Raw genomic sequence first — 7,561 nt, forward strand, 5'->3', positions numbered from 1 at the left:
CCTTAGGTGCAAATCGTAGGGATGGAGACTCGGACCACTGGGGAGGTCCGAGGAACGGGAGGGACACCGGCCGCTCGTGCAGCGCGGTTCCCAGGGCCAGCAGGACGCCGGCCGATCCGGTCGCCAGGTCCATCGAGAGACGGAGCAACTGGTTTCCGGGGAAGGCGAGGCCGCCCTCGAACGGCATCGCGTGCCAGCCGAGTCCGCGAACCAGGTCGTCACAACTCTGGCCGAGACCTGCGGCGGCCAGGAGGAGCCCGGCGCGACCCATCAGGAGGCTGGGCTGGACGAAGTACGAGCATCGAGTGACGCGCTGCAGGGACTCCAGCGTGGCGGCCAGCTCGGGGTCGGGACGATGCTGGAGATACCGGGCCAGGACGAGGGCGATACCGGCCGAACCCTCTTCCAGATAAGGCAAGGTCCGCCAGCCCTGGTTCACCTGCAGCGAGCCGTCGGGCGTCGTGACGCACCGCCGCAGATCCTGCCGCAGCGCGATCTCCGCGAGGTCGAGCAGCCCCGTGTCGCCGGTCTTCTCGAACGCGTCCACGAAGAGCAGGGCCGGTCCGGACGACCCGTACATCAGGCCTGCCCGGGGATGCCCCGATCCGCTCAGCTCCGCGACGTCTTCGACGTCCCCGAGCCGGTCCGCGATCAGGTCGATCAGGCGGATCGCCTTGGTCTGCAGGCTCGGTTCGCCCGTGAAGTGCAGCAGGTTGAGCCCCATGCCGGCCAAGCCGGAGTGCAGTCCGAGCTCGCGGGAGTCGTAGTCGTCGGCCAGCGTCCGCTCGATCACGTCCAGCGCGTCCTGGCGGTACCCGAGCTCGTCCAGGACGTGTGCGACTCCGTGGAGGCCGTCGTACAGGCCGGGGCCAGTGTTCGTGGTGAGTGCCTGCTTGCGGAGCCATTCCTCGTACTCCGGGAAGCGGCCGGCGTCAGTCTTCGCCAAGGCGTAGAGCACTCCTGCGGCACCGGTGGCGAGGTTGGTCCCACCGCCGGGCTGGAACTGAGCGATATCACCCGGGAACAGCCGGTCGTCCCGCTCGGGTGTCGCACTGGCCACGATCGCCTTGGTCAGCGCAGCCCGTACTTCGATCCATTCGGCGCGACCCGGCAGGGCCAGCGACTCCATCTCGGGATCACTGGTGACGTCGGGACCGACGATCACCCGGACCGCCTCGTCGATGGTTGCCCTGGGCACCGGGAAGGTCTCGGCCACCATGTCGGCGAGCTGGAATGCCTTCCCTGGATGGAGCTGCAGCAGCATGGTCGTCTGCGGCGCGAACAGTCCGAGCGTGATGCAGGCCAGGGCGTAGAGGTCCACGTCCGGACCCTGCCGATCACCGGGGGCCGCGTAGGCAGGGTGTGCGAGCGCCGATCGCGCCTGCTCCTCGGCCAGCGTGGCCACCTCGAAGTCGATCAGCACCATCCGGCCATCAGTGCTCAGCAAGACGTTGTCCGGGTGCAGGTCGCAGAAGACCACTCCGCGTCCGTGCAGTTCCTTGACCGCGCTCTGCACGTCGGACACCATCCGCGCGGCCCACTCGGCGTACTCCGCCAACTCGGCCTCGGTGGCCTCCGGGTGGGTGAGCGGATACCGCCGTACCAGCTCGCGCTGGAGGGGGTTCGCGTCGACGAACTCCTCGACCAGGAAGTGGTGCTCGCCGAGGGTGAAGTAGTCGTGCACCTTCGGGACCACGGTGAGTCCCTCGAGGCGCTGCAGGATGTCCCGCTCGTGGCCGATCCGGGCGACCGCGTCCCGGCCGCCCAGGTCGAGGCCGGCCAGCGGCCGACCCTCCTTGAGCACCACCCGGTCGCCGGTCTCGTTGTGGTGGCCGACGTACACGCCGCCGCCGTTGGAGAACTGGATGACGCCCTCGATCGTGTACGCCATCTCGTTGGTGGTGACCGAGTTGCGTGCTTCCAGGTGCGGGCCGAGGAACGACGGCAGGCTCACCCAGGGCGGCGTCGAGAACGTCGGGCCGCGGTGGTCCGGGACCAGTCGGCCCTGGTCGTCGGCGAGTGCGAGCACCCGTTCGCCGCTGTCGTTGAGGCAGTACCGGCTGACGAACGCGCCGTACCGGACGAAGAGCGGACCCTCGGCGTACCGGAGGTCGCTCAGGATGTACGGACCGCGGACGTCGTGCAGGAGGTCGTCGAGCTCCTTGAGCACGAGCTCCAGCTGGGACTCGTCGGTCGGGTAGATCGTCACCAGTTTGCCGCTCGAACCGCGCTGGGCGGACTTCGAGTTGACCATCAGCATGACGGGCTCGTTGCGCAGGAACTTGAACGCGATACCGCGGGGGACGCAGTAGTCCCACACCGCGGCCAGCGTGCGCTCGGCGTCCTCGAGGCCGGAGGAGACGTGGATCTTCCAGCCCTGGGCCGGCAGCTTCAGGCCGGCCGGCGCGTAGTGCATCCACATCTCGCCGGCGACGTGCTCCCAGCCGTCCGGCACCCCACGGCCGCAGAGAGCGAAGTCAGGATGCTCGGCGCCGCGGTTGGTCGGGGTTTCGTAGAACCGCCGGTCGGCGAGGCAGTACAGCTCGTAACTTTCCATGGCGATTCATCCCCCTCTCATCGGTGCCCCGGCACATCTTGGGCAACGAGGGGAGGGCTGGCGTAGTGCATGACGTCACGACTACCCCGTGAAGAATCCACATCGTACGAATGAGTAAGTAACCACTCTTTGTTACATCGCGATCACTTTGAGCGGTGAAGTCTCTGTTACATGATGCCAATGAGTGGCATCCAGGTAACAGCCCGTAACTTTACCTGGATTTGATCGTACCGAGCTTTCCTGTCGGGTCAGCTGCCGTCCGGCCCGATCGTCAGTTCGCGCCGCGTTGCTGCTGGCTGGCGAAGTAGGCGACCTTGCGGGCACGCATCACCTCGCCCAGCGGCCGGTGCTCGGTCAGCGCGTTCCAGGGATCGAAGCGGGCCTGCTCGACCTCGATGTCGAAGGCCGGGTCGGACTTCTGTCGCGGAATCGTCAGCCGCGCGACCGTCAGGAACGGCGAGTCCCACGCCGCCGACGCGTCCTCGATCGGGGTGCGCTGCTCGTCGGTGAAGAACTGCATCTGGAGGTCGAACCCGAGCGGGTTGCCGCTCAGCCGCCCGTAGATGTCGGCGGCCCAGTCGTCACTCGCGCTGGGATTCACCTCGCTCGACGCGGCGACCAGCTTCACCCGGGCGGCGTACGGGCCGAAAGCGATCGGGGCCGCGCTGAAGAAGTGTTGGGTGGCGAACCCGCTGAACGGGTTCTTGAGTGCCGTCTGGACCATCTTGAGCTGCCGGATCAGACCGGGGTTCTTGAGCACCTGGAGCAGGATCTGCCCGGGCGGCTTGGCGCCAGTGGTGACGATCTTGGTGAAGTCCACGCTGGTCGGAGAGCTGAACCGTTCGCGGTTGATCAGCGCGAAGTCCTGCGAGACAGCCTCGCCCCCGAGCGCCGCAGTACCGGTGACACCGAGCACCTTGAGCGAGAAACCACGAATATCCGGTACTGCGTCCGCGGCGCGGTTGAAGCCGCCGTTCGACAGGCGGATCCACACGTCGTACCGGTTGGGGATCGCGAAGATCCCCTGCTTCGCATGCTCGGGGAGCTCGGCCGGCACATCCAGGGTCGCGCGCAGAGCTGCCACCTGTTTGCGATGCAGAGCCCGCCCGTTGCCGTACTTCGCCGACTTATCCTTCTGCACCTCGACGAACAAGGCCGCCTGCTGCTCGTGGCGCTCATGCTCACCCGGCAAGACCACTTCACGCCACTCGACACTCGGCTCAGCCACGACATCTCCGATCCCCTGCTGCGGTCCCGCGGACCCTCCCAGTATCCGCCCCCCACGATCGTTGCACCAGGCAACTTGTACTCCGCGCGGGTGGTTCGGCCGGGAGGGTGGTTCGTGGGCGCAGAGGTGCCGTCGTTCGTCGGTCGGTAGGTGTGGGTGGTTCGCGTCGCCGGGCTGCGTGAGTTTGCTAGTCGTGGTGAGCTGTATCAAGGGCGCTTCGCGGCCCTTCGGGCTCGAACAAGTTCGACCCTTGACACACCTCACCGCGACCAGGGAAGGACGCAGCTACGCCCGGAGCCGCTGAGAAATACGGCAACAATTCAGGGGGATTTGTCAGGGCGGGGACAGACTGCGATCCCGTGAGGCCCGCCGCCCGGGCGGTTCGCCGGGCCACGGCGCCGGATTCGTCGACTCCGGCGCTTACCCCTCGAACGGGGCGTAGCCCACTGCTCGAACAGTGGGGTAAGCACCACGCCAGTAGGTAACCTGCCTCTTCGACGCAACCCGACCCCCAAAACGGCTACCCCGACCTCGCCGGCACCACCATGCGGTCCGGGCGCACCACCAGGCGGAACGACCGGTGCGCCGATCCGGCCAGTAGCGCCTTGTTCGGCCGATAGCGCCCAGCAGCCCGGCATCGGCCCCGAACCCCGGCATTGGGCTGCCCGCCGGGTCGGCCGGTAACGGGTTGTTCGACCGATAGCGCCCTCTAGACCGGTATCGGTCCCAGAACCCGGCAGCGGCCTCCACCCGCACCGCCCGGACCACCCGGTACCGGGCTGTTCGACCGATAGCGGGTTGTTCGCCCGCTGCCGCTTACTCCGCTGACCGAACCACGGGCAGCAGCACGAACCTCTGCGCCGGGATCACCCGGGCGGACGGAATCCCCTAATGCAGCACTCCTCAACCCCGGGACCACCCGGGCGGACGGAATCCCCTGATGCTGCTCACACGTCTGAGCGGGATCCGCGTAGCTGCGTCCTTCCCTGGCCGAGGTGGTGGGTGTCAAGGGTCGAACTTGTTCGAGCCCGAAGGGCCGCGAAGCGCCCTTGATACCCACCACCTCGGCTAGCACACTCACGCAGCGGAGACCGCGCAACCACAGTCCGTCTACGCACCGGCGCAACCACAGTCCGTCTACGCACCGGCGCAACCACAGTCCCAGTGCAGCGGCGGACGTGTCGCCGACGTGCTGGCGCGACGTGCTCGCCTGCCGGCCTGGGTTGTCTAGGCTGCCGGTCTACACGTACGGAGGGTTGATGTATCGGGGTCTGCTACTGAGTGGAGTTAGTGGGGTCGGTAAGTCGACGATGGGTGATGCCGTGGGGCGGTTGCTTAGTTCGGCTGGGCTGGTGACGGCTGTGGTGGACACCGACGCGCTGGCGCAGTTCGGGCCGGCGCCGCCTGATGGGGAGCGTGGAGGGCGGATCGGGCTCCACGACAGCTTGAAGTGCGCGAATTTGGCGGCACTGTGGATGAACTTCCAGGCGGCCGGTGCCAATTTCATCGTCGTCTCCGCCGGGATCGAGACCGTGCAGCTCCGCGAGGCCTTTACCGGCTGCCTCGTCGGCTGCGAAGTCCAACTGGTCCGGCTGGTCGCACCGCCGGAGACGATCCGTACCCGCCTCCGTGGCAGAGACACCGGCGAAACCCTGGTGAGGCACCTGAGAGAGCTTGAAAGCGAGTTGGCGGAGCGCAACGGTGAGCAGGCCGCCGCGGATATCGAAGACTTCACAGTGCTCAATGACGACCGGCCGAGGGCCGAGATCGCGGAGGAGATCGTCAGCCGAGCCAGTTGGCGCTGACCGCGACCCGTAGTACGGGCGGGCTTGGTTAGGTGGGGTAGGTCTGGACTTCGGTGGCTTTGAGGGTGGCGTGGAGGAGTTGGCCGGGGGCTAGGTGGAGGTCGGCGACTGCTGCTGTGGTGATGTCGGCGAGGAGGGTTGCGGGGGCGGGAGTGTTGTGGGGGGCCAGGCGGATCCGGACGGTGTGGGCGTGTTGTTCGATGCCGGTGACGAGCATTGGCCAGGTGTTGCGGGGAGTGCCGACCGGGGGTTCGGGGTAGAGGCTGACGGCTGAAGGTGGGAAGGCGACGTATACGGCACCCGCCGTCGGTGCCGCGATCGTCAGGGAGCCGCCGGTGTCGAGGGTGACGATCGTGCCGTCGGCGACTCCGCGGTAAAGGTTCAGGCCGACCAGTTGGGCGACGTAGTCGGTGCGGGGTCGGCGGGCGATGTCGGTCGGTGCGCCTTCCTGGACCACGCGGCCGTGTTCGACGATCACTAGGCGGTCCGCGAGGACCATCGCGTCCAGCGGATCGTGGGTGACCAGGAGCGTGCGGCCGTGGTACCGGGAGAGATGCTGGCCGAGTTCGGCTCGCACGTGCAGCGTCGTACCGGCGTCCAGGGCGGCCAACGGTTCGTCCAGCAGCAAGAGGTCCGGGGACGTCGCGAGGGCGCGGACGAGGGCCACGCGTTGGGCCTGGCCGCCGGACAAGGCGCGCGGTCGGCTGCGGGCGTGGTCGGCCAGGCCGACCGTGTCGAGCCACCTCGCGGCCTCGGCGCGGGCCGTTCGCTTGTCCACGCCGCGGGCGCGCGGGCCGAACGCCACGTTCTCGAGCGCGCTCATGTGGTCGAACAGCAGGTAGTCCTGGAAGACCACCCCGATGGGCCGGCGATCGGCCGAGCGGAAGGTCCTCGGCGGCTCGTCCCAGACCTCGTCGTCCAGCCGGATCTGGCCGGCGGTGATCGGCAGCAGGCCCGCGATCGCACGGAGCGCTGTGGTCTTGCCGGCGCCGTTGGGCCCGAGCAGCGCGACCACCTCGCCCGGCTCGACGGTCAGGTCGAGCTCGAGTTCGAAGGAGGGCCGGGTCACGCGCAGGTCGGCGTACAGGGTCATCGCAGACCACTGATCCAGCGTTCCCGCAGGCAGGCGAGGACCACCACGGATACCAGCAACAGCACGATGCTCAGTACTACGGCAACGTCAGGGTCAGTCTCCAACGCGAGATAGACAGCCAACGGCATCGTCGTCGTCCGGCCTGGCAGGTTGCCCGCAAACGTGATGGTGGCACCGAACTCGCCGAGAGCCCGGGCCCAGCACAGTACTGCGCCTGCCACGATGCCCGGCGCGATCGACGGCAGCGTGACCCGGCGAAACGTCAGCCAGCGGCCGGCTCCAAGTGTGGCGGCAGCCTCCTCGTACCGTGGATCCGCGGCCCGCAGCGCGCCTTCCACGGAGATCACCAGGAACGGCATCGCCACGAACGCCTCCGCGACGATGACTCCGGCCGTGGTGAAAGGCAACGAGAACCCGAACCACAGGTCGAGACGCTCACCAACGAGTCCGCGGCGACCGAGAACCAGCAGCAAGGCGACTCCACCCACCACCGGCGGGAGGACCAGCGGAACCGTCACGAGGGCGCGGATCAGACCGCGGCCAGGGAGTTCGGCGCGAGCCAGCAGCCACGCCAGGGGGATCCCCAGGAACAAGCAGAGGACGGTCGCGGAAGTTGCGCAGAGCAAGGACAACCGCAGCGCCTGGCCGACGTCCGCGCTGAACAACCGCGACGGCAACGTCGACCAGGGCGCCTCGGCGAGCAGCCCGATCAGCGGGACGAGCAGGAAGGCGAGCCCGAGTAGCGCAGGAAGCACAAGGACCAGAGGCAGGCGCCCCCCGATCCGCTGCCTCCTCCGCCCCGCTCTCACAAACGCCAAAGTCTCACACGGTCCGGTCTGAACCCCGCGCTGTCAGGCCGGGGTCGGGTAGATGGTGGC

The 7,561-nt window shown here is 67.9% G+C and carries 5 protein-coding genes; 1 reads left to right on the forward strand and 4 read right to left on the reverse strand.

All coding sequences use genetic code 11. The features are described from left to right. Positions 1 to 2,557, reverse strand: a 2,557-nt coding sequence (gene lanKC, locus VFG33_RS04710; protein ID WP_325022753.1) for a class III lanthionine synthetase LanKC, incomplete at its 3' end; no start/stop codon positions are given. Between the two features lie 271 nt (positions 2,558 to 2,828). Beyond that, the gene (locus tag VFG33_RS04715) at positions 2,829 to 3,785 is read right to left on the reverse strand and encodes a catalase family protein (RefSeq protein ID WP_325022755.1); all 957 of its coding nucleotides are present in this window, start codon (positions 3,783 to 3,785) and stop codon (positions 2,829 to 2,831) included. A gap of 1,259 nt (positions 3,786 to 5,044) precedes the next feature. Here VFG33_RS04715 and VFG33_RS04720 point away from each other — a divergent pair. Then, complete coding sequence (locus VFG33_RS04720) at positions 5,045 to 5,590, forward strand: AAA family ATPase (protein WP_325022757.1); 546 nt, start codon at positions 5,045 to 5,047, stop codon at positions 5,588 to 5,590. 28 nt (positions 5,591 to 5,618) lie between these two features. Here VFG33_RS04720 and VFG33_RS04725 read toward each other — a convergent pair whose 3' ends face one another. Both VFG33_RS04725 and modB read right to left on the reverse strand, forming a co-directional pair. Further along, on the reverse strand, positions 5,619 to 6,683 hold the full coding sequence (locus tag VFG33_RS04725) for a sulfate/molybdate ABC transporter ATP-binding protein (protein WP_325022759.1): 1,065 nt from the start codon (positions 6,681 to 6,683) through the stop codon (positions 5,619 to 5,621). Further along, positions 6,680 to 7,438, reverse strand: coding sequence for a molybdate ABC transporter permease subunit (gene modB, locus VFG33_RS04730; protein WP_325022761.1), 759 nt, complete (start codon positions 7,436 to 7,438; stop codon positions 6,680 to 6,682). The genes VFG33_RS04725 and modB overlap by 4 nt, the downstream gene beginning before the upstream one ends. Positions 7,439 to 7,561 lie beyond the last annotated feature (123 nt).

The sequence above is a fragment of the Kribbella sp. genome (assembly GCF_035687465.1).
Classification (GTDB): domain Bacteria; phylum Actinomycetota; class Actinomycetes; order Propionibacteriales; family Kribbellaceae; genus Kribbella.

What these genes read in the sequence shown, in the direction of transcription:
- VFG33_RS04725 (WP_325022759.1), bottom strand. Translation starts at nt 6,683, where the DNA reads ATGACCCTGTACGCCGACCTGCGCGTGACCCGGCCCTCCTTCGAACTC.
- VFG33_RS04720 (WP_325022757.1), top strand. Translation starts at nt 5,045, where the DNA reads ATGTATCGGGGTCTGCTACTGAGTGGAGTTAGTGGGGTCGGTAAGTCG.